Source organism: Acinetobacter oleivorans DR1, assembly GCF_000196795.1.
GTDB lineage: Bacteria > Pseudomonadota > Gammaproteobacteria > Pseudomonadales > Moraxellaceae > Acinetobacter > Acinetobacter oleivorans.
This window is the reverse complement of sequence record NC_014259.1, coordinates 3349959-3366629: the sequence shown is the minus strand read 5'-3', so window position 1 is coordinate 3366629 and position 16671 is coordinate 3349959. Positions and strand designations below refer to the sequence as shown.

Sequence of the window (16671 nt, the reverse complement as noted above, 5' to 3'; positions counted from 1 at the left end):
ATAAGTGAGGAAAATACGATGAAGAAACCAGGTCGTTTTTTAGCACCGATTGTCATTGCCGGAATTACGGTAGGGTTTTTAGCAAGTGCTTATAAATTTGTATTTAGTAAGTCAGAAAGCTCAAAACAGACTACTTCTCAGCCACAAGATTCATCGAACGCATCAAGTAGTTCGAAAAACTCAAATTAGCTTATACATATTGGGCAGCAGCATAGGCAGAAGACCATGCCCACTGGAAGTTGTAGCCCCCTAAATGTCCAGTGACATCGAGTACCTCGCCAACAAAAAACAGTCCTTTCTGCTTTTTACTCTCCATGGTCTTAGAAGATACTTCTGTTGTATCTATTCCGCCTAAAGTAACTTCAGCGGTACGATATCCTTCTGTGCCAGATGGTTTAACTGCAAAGCCATGTAGCTGCTCGGCAATATGATCTAGCTGTGCATCACTGATATTGCCAATCGCTGTTTCGCTCTGTTCTGACCATATGAGTTGTTGTAACTCTTGGATAATACTTTTGGCAGTAAACTCATTAAGAAGGGTGCGTAATAAAACTTTTGGCTGTGCTTTCTTTTTATCTTTTAAATAGGTCGCTAAATCTTGGCTAGGGAAGAAGTCAATTTTAAAACTTTCTCCTGAGTTCCAATAGTTTGAAAGCTGCAAAGAACTTGGCCCACTCAAACCACGGTGGGTAAATAATAATGCTTCAGTAAAGCTATTTTTTGAGTTACTTAACGTCACATCCAAAGCATTACCACTTAAACGTGTGGTCACCTCTTTAATGTGATCTGAAAAAGTAAATGGAACTAAACCAGCACGGGTTGGAAAAACTTGATGTCCAAATTTTTGTGCTAGTTCATAGCCAAATCCAGAACCGCCTAATGTTGGAATCGATAAGCCGCCTGTAGCAATAACTAAAGAATCACAAGTGTAATGTCCTTGATTGGTGTTTAGTGAAAACCCACCTTTTTCTAAGGGCGTAATTTGGCCAACTTCGCAATGGGTTTGAATATCCACATTTTTGGTTTTATTACACTCGCTCACAAGCATTTCTAAAATTTCTTTAGCGCCGTTTAGCGTAAATAATTGCCCGTGTTTACGTTCTTCATAGGCAATTTTGTAGTCACATACCAAACCGATAAAGTCCCAGTTGCTATAGCGTGACAGGGCAGAAATAACGAAGTGCGGATTATGAGAAATATAGTTATCAGGTTCGACATACAGATTGGTAAAGTTACACTTACCGCCACCTGACATTAAAATCTTTTTACCAATTTTATTGGCTTTTTCTAAAATTAAAACCGAGCGCCCGCGTTTAGCAGCATGTGCAGCCAACATGAGTCCAGAAGCACCCGCACCTAAGACAATGACATCAACATGGCTGTTAGACATAAGAGGTTCTCGATTAATCTTGAAAATTAAAAAGGGGGCATATACTATCATGCCGAGCCTTAGTCATGCTAAAGACATTTATCACGCTAGTGAATAATGCGACCTAAAAGCTAGTAAGTTATTGATGTGATTTATTTCTTATATCTGCTTGTAAACCACCAGAATGAATTGCCAGAATGCGAGTTCCTTCAGGGAAGTAATTGTTTTTGATAAGGTCAAACAAACCGAACATCATTTTTCCCGTATAGATCGGTTCAAGGGGTACAGCGTATTGTTCTTCGAAATTTTCTATAAATGCCAGTAAATCAGATGAAGTTTTCGCATAACCACCGCAGCAATAAGCATCTGTCAGCGACCAATTCTGTTTTTTAGTCCACTGCATAATATCTTGTTGTAGAAAGTTGCCTTTTAATGCTGAAAATCCTAGAACCTTTTGATGCGGTGCGCTTCGTTCAATGAGTCCTGAAATCGTGCCTCCAGTTCCAACCGCACAGCAAATTACATCATAGTTGTGTAAATCGCTTTGACTGAGAATTTCCTGACATCCTTGTACTGCTAGCTCATTAGAACCACCTTCAGGAATAATGAAAGTTTCAGGAAATTGATTGTGTAATTGTTGAAGGTAGTTTGCATCATCCCTCAAGCGATATTCAGTGCGTGAGACAAAATGTAAATGCATTCCTAAACTTTGAGCTTTTGCCAAGGTTGGGTTAAGAGGCTGGGTTGCTAATTCTTCACCACGAATAATGCCTATACTTTTAAAGCCAAAAAGATGAGCTGCATACGCAGTTGCAGCAATATGATTTGAATAAGCCCCACCAAAAGTCAAAACACGTGATAACGCTTGTGGTTTTGCGGCAAGCAAATTGTATTTTAATTTGAAAAATTTATTACCTGAAATTTGAGGATGAATTAAATCTAGCCGCTTAATGTCGAGATGCAGGTGATAGGGTAGTTGAATATGTTGATAAGGAACTGATTGAGCAATGTGATCAAACATTAGAAATTGAGAAAATAATGATTGATCACATTGTAACTTTTTAAATAGAACTTTAAAAAGCTGTTTACGAATTTGTATCGACAGAAGTAACCACTGACATGCCAGGACGTAAATGTTCCATTCCTTCCTGATTTGGATCAATAGTAATGCGTACGGCAATTCGTTGTACAACTTTAGTAAAGTTACCTGTCGCATTGTCAGGTTTTAACACACTGAACTCGGAACCCGCAGCAGGCGAGATCTGCTCAACATGTCCTGTAAATTTTTTGTGTTTCATCGCATCGACTGTAAACCATGCTTTCTGACCAATCCGCATATTGGCAATTTGGGTTTCTTTGAAATTGGCAATCACCCAAGTTTGCTGTGGAATGAGGTAGAGTAACTGTGAGCCTGCTGCTACATATTGCCCAACACGAGGGTTAACTTCACCAAGTTGGCCATCCATCGGAGCAACAATAACACTATAGTCTTTGGTGGTTTGTGCTTGGTCTAACTGTGCTTTAGCACTTGAAACTTGTGCTTCTAAACCAGCTTCTGCAACCTGTGCTGTTTTAAGTGCTTCATTTGCAACTAACACATTGGCTTCTGCTTGCTTCAGTGCTGCAAGGTTATTTTCAGCATCTGCTGCGGCTTTATCTTGCTCAGATTTAGAAGCTGCGCCACTATTTCCTAGCTGTTGATAGCGTCTAAGCTGGGCTAAAGAAAGTTCATATTGAGCTTTGGCTTGATCCACTTTGGCTTGTGCCGCCACAATATCAGCTTGTTTTTGGGCAATGGATTGCGTTTGATTAGCTAAGGTATTTTTAGCTTGCTCAACACCTGATGCTGCTTGTGTTACTTTTTGGTCGTAAGTGGTTGCATCAATATGCATGAGCACTTGACCTTTTTTGACATGATCAAAGTCTTTAACGACTACATCTTTAACGTAACCATTAATTTGTGACGATAAAATCGTGGTTTTACCTTTGACATAACTATTGTCAGTTTGCTGGACACTCGTTGCAAATGGCCCGATTCTCCATGCCCATAAAATCACTAAAATACCGACAATAAGAACACCTAACATCCATAACAACGTTGAGCGTTTTGTCGGAATCAGTTTACTTGCAGGTGCAGGTGCAGGTGCAGGTGTTGGCTCGTTGGCGGGTGCCTGAGCAGGTGTTTGTTCCGGTTTGTTTTGATCATCTGACATATATCAATCTCAATTTCTATTTCATCAAATATGAAAGCCATTAAGGACGGCTAATTCCTTTGCGTTGTAGATATTTACTACGTGCAATATTAAATCCACCCCATAAGAGTAGTGCGACGGCAAAAATACCGTTTAAAGCAATAACATCATTGTAGGCACGCACTTGGGCTTCACGAGTGACCACTTGGTTAAGTGAGCGCATGGATTGAGCTGTTTGTAATGCTGGGTCAGTAGTCGTGATTGATGCACTGCGTTGATAGGTAGAGAGCCTTTGAGCAACTAGAGGGTCTGCTTGTTCTAAATCTTTAATAATCTCTGCCTGATAGTTTTGTGTACGATGTTGTTGATAGGTCGAGAAAAAAGAAGACCCGACCAGACCACCAAAGGTTTGAGTTGCTGAGAACAGCACAATAAAAGTCACCACATAGGAAGGACCTTTAGCCAAAGTTTGGGCAAAACCAATCAGAAGTAACGGCCCAATAAATAGACCACCAGCAAAACCGACTAAAAACTGACTTGCAAAGAAATTCACAGGTCGAACATCACTGGTTAGGTGATAATCTAGTCCACAAGCAACCAGAATGAGGAACTCTGCAAAAAGTAAGTGAAAGATAATTCGTTCGCGTGAAAAAGTAAGTGCACTAAAAAGTGTTCCGCTTAAAATCCCAACCAATATGACAACATAGAGGGGTACAAATTGGTCAGGACCCATTCCCATGGCTTTTAAGAAATTAACAGCAGCATAGCTTTGCTCTGACATTAGAAGTCGGATAGCAAAAGCACCAAAAATAAAACGCAAGGTTGAAGAGGCGCCTAGCCAACGTGTCATAATTAATGGATTGGCGCGATAGTGTTCATAGAGCAAACCTAAAACAACTAAGCTAAAACCTGCAATCAAGACGTAAGCGAGCCATTCGCTATTAAACCACCATAAAATTGGACCTTGGGTGAGCACAATACATAAGCAGGCAAAACCTGGAGCCAATAAAGCAAAGGTAAAGAAATCTTGTTTCTCAAAAACATAAATTCGTAAGCTACGTGGTAATTTCAATGAAACAACCATGGCTAAACAACAAAGTGCTAAACCAAGCTCAAAGGTGTAAAGAACAGACCAACTGTCTGTACTGACAAGAAATGGAGAAATAATCCAAGCGAGGGGAACCCCTAACTGCTGAAAACCGAAGGCGATATATATACCTTTTGCCATATCTGCTTTTTTAAAAGCTTGCATGGTGTAATACATACCTAAAGAGCTGAGAGGTGCTCCTGCTAAACCCGCGACAACCCGTGCGAATAGGGCCATTTCATAGGTATGCACAAAAATATGTAAAACCAGTACGGCAATAAAAATAACCAGCCCTATTTCTGAAAATACTCTTAGGCCATATTGTTGTCTGGCTTTAAACAAAATCAGGTTTGAACTGACATTTGCCATGACATATGCCGCAGGCAGCCAAGCAGCTTCGGAAGGCGTTAGGCCATATTCACCTTGGATTAAGGGTAAGTTTGCTGTAATAAAACCATTACTTAAGCTTGCCGAAAGGGCGATAAATAAACCAATAAAAAAGTAAATAAATCGCTTAGGTACAGAATGCGCAATAGCTGCTGGTGAACCAGGTAGAGTCGGTTGCTCTTCTGGTGTCCAGTCGGGTGGTGTTTCTAAATAACGAGGCGTTTTACTCATTCTATCCCTCGAATTTTTTGTATTTGAATACCATGAAATAGTAATTCAATTGCTCGTTTTGCTAAGCGAGTCTGTTCTTCTGGCTCATGTCCTTGAAATGAAGAACCCAACATTGCAGTGACCATTGCATAGTCATTGGCAGTGAAATCGGCTCGGCACAATTTTTGTTCTATCGCATTTTCAATCAGTGGGTTAAGTGCATTATTTCGCCGTTCATAAATTTTTAACATAATTGGGTCTTGTCGATCAATTACTCTCCAAAAATCTTGCAAAATTGCGAGCTTGGGAAGTTGCCCAATGTGTCCTTCAATTAAACGAAATAAACCGTCCTCGAATTGTTGAAAATGAGCTGCTTTTTGCTCTAGCTGTGTAATCGCACGCTCTAAAAGTGCGCTAATTAAAGCTTTGCGATCACAAAAGTTACGGTAAAAAGTTGCTCTGCCGACACCAGCGTGGTCAATTACAACTTGTAAGGGAACATTAATGCCATGAATACGAAAACATTCTTCGGCTGCATTGAGTAATTCATCCCGATTGTGGGCAGCAATTTTTTGACGTTTACTCATGTCATCGATTGGGGAGTTTCAAAGGTGATATATTTAACGGACATTTTTGTCCGTTGTGAAGATATAAATTGTAAAAACATGAAAATTCAATTTTCATCATTTATATCTTCTGCATTTTTATATGCGTCATAAAAAGCTGCTAGAATACCGCGCAATTGCGTGATGCTAGGTCAATACAATGTTTGAGTCCCTTATTCCTCTTTTTTCAATTGCGATGGCATTGATGCTTGGAGCAATAAGCCCTGGGCCAAGCTTTATTTATGTAGCGCAAAATTCAATTTCTAAATCACGTAAACATGGCTTATTTACAGCGTTAGGAACAGGAACGGGCGCAGCTCTGTTTGGCCTATTAGCTGTTATGGGATTGCAAGCAGTTTTATTGGCAGTGCCTTCTGCTTATTTAATTTTAAAAATTGGTGGCGGGCTCTATTTGCTTTGGCTGGCTTTTAAAATTATTAAACACGCCAAAGAACCAATTGCCATGGAAAATGATGGCAAATCAAAAATGACCTATAAACAGGCATATCGTTATGGTCTTATTACGCAGTTAAGTAATCCGAAAATTGCAGTCGTGCTAGCCAGTGTATTCACTGCTTTGTTGCCAAAAGAAATCCCAAATTATTACTACGTCGCATTACCAGTGATTTGTTTTATGATTGATGCGGGTTGGTACTCATGTGTGGCAATGCTGCTCTCTTCAGAGAAGCCTAGAACGATGTACTTAAAAGCAAAAACTGGCGTTGACCGAGTCGCTGGAAGTATTGTGAGTGTATTAGGCTTAAAGTTAATTTTCTTCAAATGATAAGTCTTTAATTAAAATATCTAAAAAATCCAAAGCCAGCTATTTATAGTCTGGCTTTGTTTTTGCGTAAAATATATACAAATTGAAATATCTTTTTTAGCACTTAAACACTTTAAAAGTGGTAACTTAATAAATAAAACAAAAAGAAATGAGGATCACGTTATGAAAAAACTAATGGTGAGCATTTCTGTAGTTTTTCTCATCTTAACTACAGGATGTGAGATGAGAACAATGAGCAAGCAACAGCCAGCAAATGAGCGGACCATGAGTATTGTGGGTACTCCGGTTCATGAAAAGGATTATAAAATTTCCGATATACAAGTGAATAATCATGAGCAAGCTAACTATTAAGTTACTTGCTGGATATGCAACTTACTGTATTTTGAATATGGTAAATGCATGTGAGCCTGCTTCTTTAGATTGGAAGCTTTTTCAGGAAAAATATGATTTAAATCATGATGGCATGTATAGTCTAAAAGAATTTCAACGCGTTGAAGATTTCTATCCTTACAACTGGCCGAGCGATAAACGTTTTCAAGGCGAAAATAAGCAAACAGAGTTATTTCATTATCTAGATGAAAATAAAAATGGTTATTTAACAAATGAGGAGTTAGGAAACATACATGTTTTATTTAATAACCCTTGTGAAGGCTGGCCGTGGTCATAATTTGAAAGCACTGGCTTCCTAAGTTTATTTAATATTTTAATTCACTCAGTTTTGATATTTCAAAAATAAAAAAGCTTCCAATTTAGGAAGCTTTTTTATTAAGACAGATTAAGAAACTTTATCGCCTGGTTTCGCGCCTGTATCTGGAGAAATAATGAAAATACCTTCACCATTTCCAGCAGCAAGTACCATTCCGTTTGAAATACCAAAACGCATTTTACGTGGTGCAAGGTTAGCCACCATGACGACCAATTTACCTTTTAAATCTTCTGGTGCATATTGGCTACGAATACCACTAAATACATTGCGTGGTTCAGCTTCACCAACGTCTAACGTCAGTTGAAGTAACTTATCTGAACCTTCAACTGTACCTGCTTCAATGACCTGAGCAACACGCAAGTCAACTTTTAAGAAGTCTTCGATACCGATAATTTCAGCTTCACCCACTGCTGGAGCAGGGGCAGCTTTTTTCTCGGCAGCTTTGTCCTTTTTCGCCGTTGCTTTAGTTGCTTCTGGAGCAGGAGTACCTAAAGACTCTTTAGAAGCATCGACCATTGCTGTAACAGCTTTTGGATCAACGCGCTGCATGAGAGGTTGGAACTGTGCAATCTCGTGGCTTACAAGAATTTGTTTACGTGATTCGAAATTAAAGCTTTCAAGTTTTAAGAAACCTTGAACTTGCTCAGCCAAAGTTGGAAGAACAGGCGCTAAGTACACTGCTAATTGACGGAATAAATTGATACCAACTGAACATACATCAAGAACCTGTTGCTCTTGACCTTCTTGTTTAGCAAGTGCCCAAGGTTTTTTCTCGTCAATATATTGGTTTGCACGATCAGCTAGCGCCATGATTTCACGAATAGCTAGTGAGAATTCACGTGCTTCATATGCACTAGCGATTGAATCACCTGCATCAATAAAGCTTTGTACCAACTCAGGTTCTGCACATTCAGCAGACAAAGTATTGTTAAAGCTACTGTTGATAAATTTAGCGCAACGACTAGCAATGTTGACTACTTTACCGACTAAGTCAGAATTTACTTTTTGAATAAAATCATCAAGATTTAAATCAGAGTCTTCAACTTTATCTGAAAGTTTAGAAGCAAAGTAGTAACGTAAATATTCTGGGTTTAAATGCTGTAAGTAAGTCTCTGCTTTAATAAAAGTTCCGCGAGACTTAGACATCTTTTGTCCGTTCACAGTCAAGAAACCATTTACAAACAGACCAGTTGGAGTGCGATAGTTTGCACCATCTAACATTGCAGGCCAGAACAATGCATGGAAATAAACAATATCTTTACCAATGAAATGGTAAACGTCGTTTTGACTGTCTTTTTTCCAGAAATCATCAAAGTTTAAATCTGGACGTTTCGCTTTGATGTAGTTTTCAAAACTAGACATATAACCAATTGGTGCATCAACCCAAACATAGAAATATTTATTAGGCGCATCTGGAATTTCAAAACCAAAATATGGTGCATCACGAGAAATATCCCAATCTGCTAAACCTGCTTCAAACCATTCATCGAGTTTGTTCGCAATCGAAACAGGTAAGCGACCTTCATCACGGGTCCATTTCTGTAAATACTCAGCAAAGTTCGGTAGTTTAAAGAAATAGTGATCTGAAGATTTTTCAACTGGTGTTGCACCACTTAAAGTCGAGCGCGGGTTAAGTAACTCAGTTGCATTATAGGTTGTACCGCAAACTTCACATGAGTCGCCGTATTGGTCTTCTGATTTACATTTCGGGCATGTACCTTTAATGAAACGGTCAGATAAGAACATACCTTTTTCTGGGTCAAATAATTGAGTTACAGGACGAACTGCAATATTTCCAGCTTCACGGTTTTTAATATAAATATCTGTTGAACGTGCTTTATTGGCATCGCTATGAGTTGAATCATAGTGATCGAAATGTACACCGAAACCATCAAAATCACGAATATGTTCTTTCTGAACGTTCGCAATTTGCTCCTCAGGGCTAATACCGTTTGCCTCAGCACGTAGCATGATGGCAGTACCATGAGCATCATCCGCACATACATAAGTCACATCATGACCCATTGCCCGCATGGCACGAACCCAGATATCTGCCTGGATGTAACCGAGTAAATGACCCATATGAATTGGACCATTAGCGTAAGGAAGGGCATTAGTGACTAAAATTTTACGCACGGATTTCATTCTCTCATTCGTATTTATAAGGTGGAAGATTTTAACTGATGAAGGAGGAAAAACAAAGCAACGCTTTGTCCGACTGCAAGACGAGAGCTAAGCTTGAGTGGTGGGATAAGCAAAGGTTAATAATCTTTGCCCGAGCGCAAGGCGAGAGTTGTGCTTGAGTGGGGGGATAATAATCTTTATTGGGTAACAATGAGTATTCGTAAAAATCGGGTTTTAATTGCGAAGTTATTTCTCTTTAGAACAGATAAACAAATCGAAAAATATTTGAATCTTCCTGTATTGTCTTTGTTTCAAATTGCAGTTACGGTCAGAAAACAAGCCATAACGATGTATAACTAATAACTTATTCAGGTAATTTTTTAATTAACTAGAGGATAACAACGATGACTACTGAAAATAAATTAGATGATTTAAAGGCAAAAGCGGCAGATGCAAAAGTTCAAGGTGAAAAAGCTTTGGATGATTTAAAGGAAAATGTAAAAGAGAAACAAGCTGCTGGTAAAGAAGCAGTTGAAGATACAGTAGACAAATTAAAGGCAAAAGCGGCAGATGCAAAAGCTCAAGGCGAAAAAGCTTTGGATGATTTAAAGGAAAATGTAAAAGAGAAGCAAGCTGCTGGTAAAGAAGCGGTTGAAGATAAAGCAAGTGATTTGAAAGGCAAACTTGAAGATGCTCAGCACACTCTGCAAGACAAGTTTGATCATTTACGCACTGAGGCAAGCCATAAACTTGATGATGCCAAAGCTAAGGCCGCAGAGCTAAAAGATGAGGCTGCAACAAAATTTGATGAGTTAAAAACTCAAGCAACAGCAAAATTTGACGAGTTAAAGAAAACAGCAACTGATAAGTTAAATAAATTGAAAAACCATGATTCTGCTGAATAAGCTGATCTAAACTAAAATCTGCACTCCTCACCTAAAAGATGAGATTGTAAGTGAGTAATTATTCATCCCAAGGTGAGCGAGTGCGGACCAATACTGTTACACTATCTCCATTAAGCTGTAATGATCTGTTTTTGGAGTAAACAATATGTCTTGGCTTTCTTCACTAAAGTCTGTTTTTTCACCCGCACAAGAAGTGAAAGAAGATGAAATCCAAACCGTACTCCAAAATTATTTACTACCCCATTCAAAAGATGCTTTAAAAGATCGCATTAGTCAGCTCCAAGTTCAGGGGCGTGTATTACAACTTACTATTAATACCTTTCCTGATGAAAAAGAGCACTTGCAGCAAATTCATGATGATTTGGCTGGGGCTTTGGAAAAGTGTGGTATTGAAGAATTAAACCTACATGTGGTGCAACAGAAGCGCCCTACACAAGAAAGTTCAAACTTACCTCCTGTACTAGATGCTTCACCTAAATCAGAACCAGATCCGAATAATCCCCCTATTCAAAAAGCCGCTCCACAACAAAGAGATGTTCCACTTCATCCACGCATTAAGCATGTTATTTTAGTTTCATCTGGTAAGGGCGGTGTTGGTAAATCGACAACTACGGTCAATTTAGCGCTTGCTTTGCAAAAAATGGGACTTAAGGTTGGGGTTTTGGATGCAGATATCTATGGTCCAAGTATTCCGACAATGCTAGGCAATGCTGGCAAAACACCTCTTATTGAAAGTGAAAATTTTGTGCCTTTAGATGCCTATGGAATGGCAGTGTTATCGATTGGACATTTAACTGGTGATAACAACACACCTGTCGCGTGGCGTGGACCAAAGGCAACGGGGGCTTTAATGCAACTGTTTAATCAAACGCTTTGGCCTGATCTAGATGTACTCATGATTGATATGCCACCGGGTACTGGTGATATTCAACTCACGCTTGCACAGCGTATTCCAGTGACTGGTTCAGTCATTGTGACTACACCACAAAATGTTGCCTTACTGGATGCTACAAAAGGGATTGAGTTATTTAATAAAGTTGGCATTCCTGTATTAGGCGTCGTTGAGAACATGTCGACCCATATTTGCTCTAACTGTGGTCATGAAGAACAAATTTTTGGTATTGGTGGCGGTGATAAGCTTTCCGAGCAATACCATATTCCATTGTTAGGTCGCTTGCCTCTAAATGCTCAGATCCGTGAGCATGCCGATCAGGGTAAACCAAGTGTTGTAGCAATGGATGATGCGGCTGATAGTTATATTGATATTGCTAAAGTTATGTGGGAACAGATTGAAAAAATTCCTCAACGTACACGTGATGACAAGCGGATTTTTTAACTTATTAAAGCCCGACTTTAAGTCGGGTTTTTTATTGTCTGGTTAAAATAAAAAATTAAATTACTGAATTTTAATAACAAAGCTAAACTTGAAATTGGCATGTAGATTGCTACTTTACACTTTTTAAAAAGAAAGGGTAAAAAATGCAATTTAAATGTGCTTTTGGCGTAATTAGTTTATGTAGCGCTTTATTTTTAGTCGGATGCAATAATGACGACTCTTCTGTTTCACAGACACCAACCGTTCAGGAACAAAAACAGAAATTACAGCCGATTATTATTCAGGGTGCTTTGCCAGTAGAATCGGAAAGAATGGCTTCAAAATTAGAGAATAAGACTGTTGAAGAAATTGGTGGGTGGAAATTCTGGAAGGGCTCCTATAACGGTTATCCAATGATTATTTCTAAAACCCGTATGGGGATGAGCAATTCTGCTGCTGCAACTGCTTTAGCTATTGAACGTTATAAACCGATTGCGATCATTAATCAGGGAACAGCAGGTGGGCACGACCCAGATCTACACGTTTACGATATTGTTTTAGGAAAATATGCGACCAATATTGGTGCATTTAGAACTCCTAAACAACCATTGGGTGCTGGGTCAAATTCACTCACTTGGGTTGAAGCTTTTGATGTTTTGCCAACAGATGAGTCTGATCCGGAACCGATTGCAATACGCAAATTTGAAGGTGATCAAGAGCTATTAATGGCGGCACATAAAGTCCGTTATGACAAAGGTGAGGTAGTTGAGGGAACGATTGGTTCAGCAGATGTTTGGAATAACGAACTTGATCGTATTCAATTTTTCCATCAGCGTTATGGCACTTCAGTTGAGGAAATGGAAGCAGCATCAGTTGCACAAATTGCAAGTCAGTTGAATGTTCCGTTTTTAGGCATTCGAATCTTATCTAATAATATTACGAACAACGGAGCTTATGACCCTGGTACAGGAGAGGCTTGCCAAGAGTATGTACTCAATGTGGCTGAAGAATATATGAAATCAAAACTACCAAAATAATAATTTAACACTCAGCAAGAAGATTGGAGTTTTATAAAACTTCTTCTTCTTGCTTTTTATGACAATGTCTACTTTTCCAGTTCTTAATAACCATCCAACGCCAAAAAATTTCTGTAGATAGATATAAAATGACGGCAAATACGAAAGCTTCGACCACTAGACCTGTCATCAAAATTTTCGCGAGACTAAAATCAATGTGTCCATGCCCGAAATGAGTAATCCAGCGGGAAATTTGGTGCAATACACCTAGCAACATTTCTTTGTTGATCATATGCACATGAAAAATATGTGCACCAAACCAAAAACCAATATATAGAATAGGAACTAGAGTAAGAGGATTACTTAGCCAAGCCAGCATTAAGCTAATGGGTAAATTTACTTCGAATAGTAAGACCGCCATCACAATAAATACACTGTGAAAAGGAATAGGCAGTAAACCAAAAAAAGTTCCGACAAAAACAGCTCGGGTAATCGATTTCCGATTGACATACCAAAGCACAGGATTCAAGGTCTTTTTACCAAAAATCCTTAGAAATTTCATATTTGAAACTTTCTCGGGTGAGGGAAGCCAAGATTGAAAAAAGTGCTTTGCCATAATCATTAAGGTAGTAGAGCGCGGTGCTCTATATAAAAAAATCAGAAACAATATATGAATTGAAACTTATTAAAAGCTTAAAATTTAAACTTACCATCGCTATATATTTTTTATTATAAAGGCTTTTGATGGAAAAATAGACTTAAAATAAAAATACTTATGTTACTTAAGTACGAAATTATTTGAAAAGCATAACAACTGACCGTAAAGTTTTCTTTACTGCTTTCTCTAGTAATTTTGTAAGTAATTGTTTTTAATTTATTTATTTTAAATTAAAAAATGATTTGAAAAACTTTGTCTTACAATTACCTTTTGCCATGTGACCGGATATCTATTAATCTGAGATGACTATATTGTGAGGTCATTCAATGATTTCATGGCTTTTTATTGGCTTAGTAGCCACAATTTTACTTACCCCTGGTCCAACTAACACTTTGCTTGCTTCTTCAGGCGTGCAAGTGGGACTACGGAAGTCAGTAAAACTTATTCCAGCAGAAGTTTTGGGTTACGTGATCTCTATTTCTGCATGGGGAATGCTAATTGGGAAAGTGTCTAACACATTGCCCTTGCTGCCGCCTATTCTTAAGCTGTTGAGTGCTTGCTATATTATTTTCTTAGCCATTAAGCTATGGCATACGGCAAATCAAGAAGTTGAATTAAATCAGCCTACAATCCGTGCTCGTGAATTATTTTGTGCAACTTTATTGAACCCCAAAGCCTTACTGTTTGCTTCAGCAATTTTTCCGGTAGCTGCATGGAGTAATTTTCATATTTATTTGGTTCATATGATGGCTTACTTAGCACTCATTACACCAATTGCGTTGTTCTGGATTTTCTTGGGTTCAGTTTTAGCATCTAAGAAAGTGGGTTGGTTAAATCAAACTAATTTACAAAGAACGGCTTCACTTGTTTTAGTCAGCTTTTCAATTCCAATTAGTTATTCTGCTTTACTGAACCTTTAAATGTACAGCTGAGCTATTCTTATCGAGAAGAGTAGCTCAAGCGTTGTTTTCATAATTGCTTTTTTACGTTAAAGTACGTCGCAATCAATGAAATTACCTTTTGGATAGAAAATACATGGCTATTAAGTCTGATCGTTGGATTCGCGAGATGAGCGAAAAACACGGCATGATTGAACCTTATGCAGAGAATCAAGTCCGTTTTGATGAAAATGGTGAAAAGTTGATTTCCTACGGGGTCTCTAGCTATGGTTACGATGTACGCTGTGCCCGTGAATTTAAGGTTTTTACTAACGTACATTCTGCAATTGTCGATCCAAAGAATTTTGATGACAAAAGCTTTATCGATATTGAATCTGATGTTTGTATTATTCCGCCAAACTCATTTGCTTTAGCGCGTACAATCGAATATTTCCGTATTCCTCGTAATGTGTTGACAGTCTGCTTAGGTAAATCGACCTATGCTCGCTGCGGTATCATTGTGAATGTAACTCCATTAGAGCCTGAATGGGAAGGTCACGTAACTTTAGAATTTTCAAACACCACTAATTTACCTGCCCGGATTTATGCAGGGGAAGGTGTAGCACAAATGCTATTTTTTGAAAGTGATGAAGTATGTGAAACATCTTATAAAGATCGTGGTGGTAAATACCAAGGACAAACTGGCGTTACACTTCCTAAAACATAATTTTTCTTAGATAAAGAAAAGTTTTAAAATAATGGGTCACTGAGGTGGCCCAATTTTTATAAATAAAATTTACAAGAGATGCGTTTATCGGAATTATGATAAACGACAGTTTCCTTTTGTAAAAAATAATATAATATGATGAATAATTGATTTGTTTTTTTGTTCTGCATCACAGAATTTAAAAGCAAATGTATCGGTTGTCTTTTTAGTCGTAATTGTTTAGATATCTACTAAATTTAGGCAAACCAAATAAAAAGAAATTAAATAGGATTATGCCCCCAAGGATACGGAGGTCGGTCATGCGACAGTTTACGTCTCTTCATATAGCCATAGCGCTTGGAAGCTTATGCTTTTCTTCAGCTTATGCTGCCTCTACATTAGTCCCTATGTCAGATTCGGAACTATCCGCAACTCGTGGCCAAGCTTTAATGAGTATGTCTTATATTGCGCCTACGGACTCTGCAAATTTAGAAAAATTACGCGATAATAATAGTAATGTAGGTTTTTATAAATTGGGCTTAGATGCTGATTTAGAGCTGAATGCGAATATTAAAAAACTACAGCTTGGGTGTGGTGGAGCCAATGGAGCAGGTGCATGTGATATTGATATCGATAACTTAAGTCTAAGTGGGCTTTCAGATACTAATGATGGTCGTGCTAGCTCTTCAGCAAAACTAACTAATCCGTTTATTGAATTTGCGATTAAAAATCCTAACAGTGCATCGACTCGCGAAGTTGCTGGGGTAAGATTAAGTGCCGAATCTATTCAGGGTTTACTGACTTTTGGTTCAGAGAATAGTGCTACAAAAAATGGTATTAACTCTTTCAGTGGTTATATGGTGACTCAAGAAACCGGGGGAACTGTAAATACTTTTGCTCGTTCTCCAGGTTCTGGCTTAACTCAAACTAATTTGGGGACAGTAATTACTGGTCGAGCACGAAGTTCTGATCGTTTAATCTGGGCTAATTTTAAATCTACAGCTTATGATCTAGGTTTAAGTAGTGCTTCTGGTAGCTTAACTTTACCGTCGCAAGTCATCTCTGGTAAACGTATAACTACTGCAAATTTAACAGGTACTGCTAATGTAAGTGGTATTAATTTATCTGGAACTATTTCAGCAGATGCGAAACTGGATCTTGGTTTAACGATTCCTTTATCTGGTAATTTAACAGGTGTGATCAACAATTTAGGAGTAAATGTTGCTGTCAATGAAGATTTAGGTTACTTCCATAAAGTTAACTTGAATGGCACAGCGGCTTCTCTTTCCTTACAAGGGCAAAATTTACAATGGACAGGGGCAAAGTCAGTTTCCCAGGCAGGTTGGTGGTTAGAGCTTTCGAACCCGATTGATATTGGTGATGTAACCCCACAGTCACAAGTAGTTATTACCGATGATGTTGTTAAAGCAGCTCTAGATAAAGTTAGTGCATATTTAGGAAAAGATGAAAATGCAGTCAACTGTGGCTTGCTCGCAATTTCTTGTTTAGCAGGAAGTATTAATACAGGAAATATTGATTTAAGTGGCCAGTACGTTCCTATGAATTTGACGAATTTAGTGTTAAAAAATCAGAGTTTTGCCCCTAACTGTTATGGAAACTTAAAGTTCTGTTAATTTTAAAAGAATGTTATAGCTGATACTTTACATTCATCGGAAAAGTAATTTTTTACATGCTTTTTTTTGCATTTGTGCAAATATTCCGCATAATA

17 protein-coding genes are annotated in these 16671 nt (G+C 38.3%); 10 read left to right on the top strand and 7 right to left on the bottom strand.

Annotated features, from left to right (window positions below; translation table 11 throughout):
* Positions 1-18 precede the first annotated feature (18 nt).
* Positions 19-189 carry a hypothetical protein gene (locus AOLE_RS20080; RefSeq protein WP_004794296.1) on the top strand — a complete coding sequence of 57 codons (171 nt, stop codon included), beginning with the start codon at positions 19-21 and terminating at the stop codon, positions 187-189.
* A 1-nt stretch (position 190) separates the two neighbouring features.
* Here AOLE_RS20080 and AOLE_RS15805 read toward each other — a convergent pair whose 3' ends face one another.
* The 5 genes from AOLE_RS15805 to AOLE_RS15785 all read right to left on the bottom strand — a co-directional run bounded on the left by AOLE_RS15805 (position 191) and on the right by AOLE_RS15785 (position 5832).
* A complete protein-coding gene (locus AOLE_RS15805; protein WP_013198840.1) occupies positions 191-1390 on the bottom strand; it encodes a BaiN/RdsA family NAD(P)/FAD-dependent oxidoreductase in 1200 nt (399 codons plus the stop codon).
* A 118-nt stretch (positions 1391-1508) separates the two neighbouring features.
* Positions 1509-2390 carry a 1-aminocyclopropane-1-carboxylate deaminase/D-cysteine desulfhydrase gene (locus tag AOLE_RS15800; protein WP_013198839.1) on the bottom strand — a complete coding sequence of 294 codons (882 nt, stop codon included), beginning with the start codon at positions 2388-2390 and terminating at the stop codon, positions 1509-1511.
* Positions 2391-2454: 64 nt separating this feature from the next.
* Positions 2455-3582 carry an HlyD family secretion protein gene (locus tag AOLE_RS15795; protein ID WP_013198838.1) on the bottom strand — a complete coding sequence of 376 codons (1128 nt, stop codon included), beginning with the start codon at positions 3580-3582 and terminating at the stop codon, positions 2455-2457.
* Between the two features lie 40 nt (positions 3583-3622).
* A complete protein-coding gene (locus AOLE_RS15790) occupies positions 3623-5266 on the bottom strand; it encodes an MFS transporter (RefSeq protein ID WP_013198837.1) in 1644 nt (547 codons plus the stop codon).
* Complete coding sequence (locus tag AOLE_RS15785; protein ID WP_013198836.1) at positions 5263-5832, bottom strand: TetR/AcrR family transcriptional regulator; 570 nt, start codon at positions 5830-5832, stop codon at positions 5263-5265. Before AOLE_RS15785 ends, AOLE_RS15790 begins: the two co-directional genes overlap by 4 nt.
* Positions 5833-6010: 178 nt before the next feature.
* Here AOLE_RS15785 and AOLE_RS15780 point away from each other — a divergent pair, with 178 nt between their 5' ends.
* From AOLE_RS15780 to AOLE_RS15770, 3 genes are all read left to right on the top strand, one after another.
* Positions 6011-6634: a LysE family translocator gene (locus tag AOLE_RS15780; RefSeq protein ID WP_013198835.1), complete on the top strand. Its 624-nt coding sequence runs from the start codon at positions 6011-6013 to the stop codon at positions 6632-6634.
* Positions 6635-6796: 162 nt separating this feature from the next.
* Positions 6797-6985: an NF038215 family lipoprotein gene (locus AOLE_RS20605; RefSeq protein WP_005302999.1), complete on the top strand. Its 189-nt coding sequence runs from the start codon at positions 6797-6799 to the stop codon at positions 6983-6985.
* Positions 6966-7301, top strand: a complete 336-nt coding sequence (locus tag AOLE_RS15770) for an EF-hand domain-containing protein (RefSeq protein ID WP_013198834.1) — start codon at positions 6966-6968, stop codon at positions 7299-7301. Before AOLE_RS20605 ends, AOLE_RS15770 begins: the two co-directional genes overlap by 20 nt.
* 108 nt (positions 7302-7409) lie before the next feature.
* Here the strand turns inward: AOLE_RS15770 and metG are convergent, their stop codons facing one another.
* A complete protein-coding gene (gene metG / locus AOLE_RS15765) occupies positions 7410-9476 on the bottom strand; it encodes a methionine--tRNA ligase (RefSeq protein ID WP_013198833.1) in 2067 nt (688 codons plus the stop codon).
* A gap of 392 nt (positions 9477-9868) precedes the next feature.
* On the opposite strand from metG, the gene AOLE_RS15755 reads away from it, so the two are divergent.
* The 3 genes from AOLE_RS15755 to AOLE_RS15745 all read left to right on the top strand — a co-directional run bounded on the left by AOLE_RS15755 (position 9869) and on the right by AOLE_RS15745 (position 12721).
* Positions 9869-10369, top strand: a complete 501-nt coding sequence (locus tag AOLE_RS15755; RefSeq protein ID WP_013198830.1) for a hypothetical protein — start codon at positions 9869-9871, stop codon at positions 10367-10369.
* 145 nt (positions 10370-10514) lie between these two features.
* A complete protein-coding gene (gene apbC / locus AOLE_RS15750) occupies positions 10515-11705 on the top strand; it encodes an iron-sulfur cluster carrier protein ApbC (RefSeq protein WP_013198829.1) in 1191 nt (396 codons plus the stop codon).
* Between the two features lie 143 nt (positions 11706-11848).
* Positions 11849-12721: a 5'-methylthioadenosine/S-adenosylhomocysteine nucleosidase gene (locus AOLE_RS15745; RefSeq protein WP_013198828.1), complete on the top strand. Its 873-nt coding sequence runs from the start codon at positions 11849-11851 to the stop codon at positions 12719-12721.
* Positions 12722-12752: 31 nt separating this feature from the next.
* Here the strand turns inward: AOLE_RS15745 and AOLE_RS15740 are convergent, their stop codons facing one another.
* Positions 12753-13322 carry a DUF2062 domain-containing protein gene (locus AOLE_RS15740; RefSeq protein ID WP_035331492.1) on the bottom strand — a complete coding sequence of 190 codons (570 nt, stop codon included), beginning with the start codon at positions 13320-13322 and terminating at the stop codon, positions 12753-12755.
* 362 nt (positions 13323-13684) lie between these two features.
* Between AOLE_RS15740 and AOLE_RS15735 the strand changes: the two genes are divergently transcribed.
* The 3 genes from AOLE_RS15735 to AOLE_RS15725 all read left to right on the top strand — a co-directional run bounded on the left by AOLE_RS15735 (position 13685) and on the right by AOLE_RS15725 (position 16576).
* Complete coding sequence (locus tag AOLE_RS15735; protein ID WP_013198826.1) at positions 13685-14278, top strand: LysE family translocator; 594 nt, start codon at positions 13685-13687, stop codon at positions 14276-14278.
* Positions 14279-14393: 115 nt separating this feature from the next.
* Positions 14394-14963: a dCTP deaminase gene (gene dcd / locus AOLE_RS15730; protein ID WP_003653416.1), complete on the top strand. Its 570-nt coding sequence runs from the start codon at positions 14394-14396 to the stop codon at positions 14961-14963.
* A 299-nt stretch (positions 14964-15262) separates the two neighbouring features.
* The gene (locus AOLE_RS15725) at positions 15263-16576 is read left to right on the top strand and encodes a hypothetical protein (protein WP_013198825.1); all 1314 of its coding nucleotides are present in this window, start codon (positions 15263-15265) and stop codon (positions 16574-16576) included.
* Positions 16577-16671: the final 95 nt, after the last annotated feature.

Excerpts from the sequence above, each read along its gene's own strand:
- AOLE_RS15770 (WP_013198834.1), top strand. The coding sequence starts at position 6,966 with ATGAGCAAGCTAACTATTAAGTTACTTGCTGGATATGCAACTTACTGT.
- AOLE_RS15805 (WP_013198840.1), bottom strand. The coding sequence starts at position 1,390 with ATGTCTAACAGCCATGTTGATGTCATTGTCTTAGGTGCGGGTGCTTCT.
- AOLE_RS15790 (WP_013198837.1), bottom strand. The coding sequence starts at position 5,266 with ATGAGTAAAACGCCTCGTTATTTAGAAACACCACCCGACTGGACACCA.
- AOLE_RS15740 (WP_035331492.1), bottom strand. The coding sequence starts at position 13,322 with ATGATTATGGCAAAGCACTTTTTTCAATCTTGGCTTCCCTCACCCGAG.
- AOLE_RS15755 (WP_013198830.1), top strand. The coding sequence starts at position 9,869 with ATGACTACTGAAAATAAATTAGATGATTTAAAGGCAAAAGCGGCAGAT.
- apbC (WP_013198829.1), top strand. The coding sequence starts at position 10,515 with ATGTCTTGGCTTTCTTCACTAAAGTCTGTTTTTTCACCCGCACAAGAA.
- AOLE_RS15735 (WP_013198826.1), top strand. The coding sequence starts at position 13,685 with ATGATTTCATGGCTTTTTATTGGCTTAGTAGCCACAATTTTACTTACC.
- AOLE_RS15725 (WP_013198825.1), top strand. The coding sequence starts at position 15,263 with ATGCGACAGTTTACGTCTCTTCATATAGCCATAGCGCTTGGAAGCTTA.
- AOLE_RS20605 (WP_005302999.1), top strand. The coding sequence starts at position 6,797 with ATGAAAAAACTAATGGTGAGCATTTCTGTAGTTTTTCTCATCTTAACT.
- AOLE_RS15795 (WP_013198838.1), bottom strand. The coding sequence starts at position 3,582 with ATGTCAGATGATCAAAACAAACCGGAACAAACACCTGCTCAGGCACCC.
- AOLE_RS15800 (WP_013198839.1), bottom strand. The coding sequence starts at position 2,390 with ATGTTTGATCACATTGCTCAATCAGTTCCTTATCAACATATTCAACTA.
- AOLE_RS15785 (WP_013198836.1), bottom strand. The coding sequence starts at position 5,832 with ATGAGTAAACGTCAAAAAATTGCTGCCCACAATCGGGATGAATTACTC.
- AOLE_RS15745 (WP_013198828.1), top strand. The coding sequence starts at position 11,849 with ATGCAATTTAAATGTGCTTTTGGCGTAATTAGTTTATGTAGCGCTTTA.
- AOLE_RS15780 (WP_013198835.1), top strand. The coding sequence starts at position 6,011 with ATGTTTGAGTCCCTTATTCCTCTTTTTTCAATTGCGATGGCATTGATG.
- AOLE_RS20080 (WP_004794296.1), top strand. The coding sequence starts at position 19 with ATGAAGAAACCAGGTCGTTTTTTAGCACCGATTGTCATTGCCGGAATT.
- dcd (WP_003653416.1), top strand. The coding sequence starts at position 14,394 with ATGGCTATTAAGTCTGATCGTTGGATTCGCGAGATGAGCGAAAAACAC.